General features: G+C 45.0%; 1 protein-coding gene. It reads right to left on the bottom strand.

Features of this window, described 5'->3' with window-relative positions; all coding sequences use genetic code 11:
- Positions 1–3: 3 nt before the first annotated feature.
- On the bottom strand, positions 4–1,023 hold the full coding sequence (locus PX481_RS25985; protein WP_002757122.1) for an adenylate/guanylate cyclase domain-containing protein: 1,020 nt from the start codon (positions 1,021–1,023) through the stop codon (positions 4–6).
- Positions 1,024–1,170: the final 147 nt, after the last annotated feature.

Below are 1,170 nucleotides of genomic sequence, written 5' to 3'. Positions count from 1 at the left end.
TCTTCAGACACTGCCGATAAATCCTGTAATTCCAGTTATCTCCTCACTAATATTGACATCGAGGAAACGATCCAAGTGATCAAAAGTGGTTCCGTAGGTAATAGTTTTATCGTCGTATCCTTTCAGACTGAGGGTATGTTGCTCAAAAGCTTGGTGGAGATGGGGTAAACCGATGAGATGACTGTAGGTAGTTGCTCCGATGGCTAAATCCCTACCTATTTCTTTAGTGGCCGACTCTAAACGAAAAGCGGCGTTGACCGTATCACCGATCGCCGTATAATCTGGATGTTCACCGCTGCCAGTATTGCCCACCATGGCATAACCGGTATTCACTCCCGCACCGATGCGTAATTTAAAGGGTAAGGGATATTCTTCGCTTAAGGCGCGGGTCATCTTGTATATTCGCGTAATTGCTTGGAAAATTTGCAAGATATCGTCTTGATTGACTTCCTGTTGGCCGTGAAACCAGATGGCCATGATCGCATCACCAATATATTTATCTACCCAACTGCCGGAACTGCGGATAATACTCCCGGCATGGCGAAACCAATTGCCAATCAGAGAAGAAAGCACTTTTTCGTCTAATTGCCTCGTTAAAGCCGTAAAATTTCGTATATCCACCACTATCACCGATGTTAAGCGACGTTCATGGACGGTGGAGGTGGGGGGATCCAATTCTAAATTGTGCGGTTGCTTGCCTATATTAGTGGGAGTAGGACGATAGAACTGCACTTCGGTTTTGCCAAAGGTGATCCGATCTTTGTCATGGATAGTCACGGGAATAGCTACCCTTCTGCCATTGACAAAAGTTCCATTGCGACTACCGAGATCGATCAGATAAAAATCTCCTGTTTCCGTGGATTGTAAAATAGCGTGATTGCGAGAGATACACTGATCTTTAATCACGATAGCGTTATCTTTGCTCCGTCCGATTGTCCAGTAAGGTCTCCCCACGAGAGGGAAAAAACGCTGTCCCTTCTCGGTATGGAGTAGTAAATAGGGATTTTTTCCTAGTAGAGCCACGGGTGCATGAGCAGCGATAGACAGGGGGTGCTAACTATATAGTTTATTCTATTGACCAGAAATGGAAATGAGCTAGGAAAACCATTAGGCCAGAGAAGCGGTAATCCAAAATAAACCATCGACTAAAATTGTACTCAATACGGCTCC

Source organism: Microcystis sp. M53603_WE2, assembly GCF_030065435.1.
The sequence above is the reverse complement of the archived record's forward strand: the minus strand, read 5'-3'. Positions and strand labels throughout refer to the sequence as shown.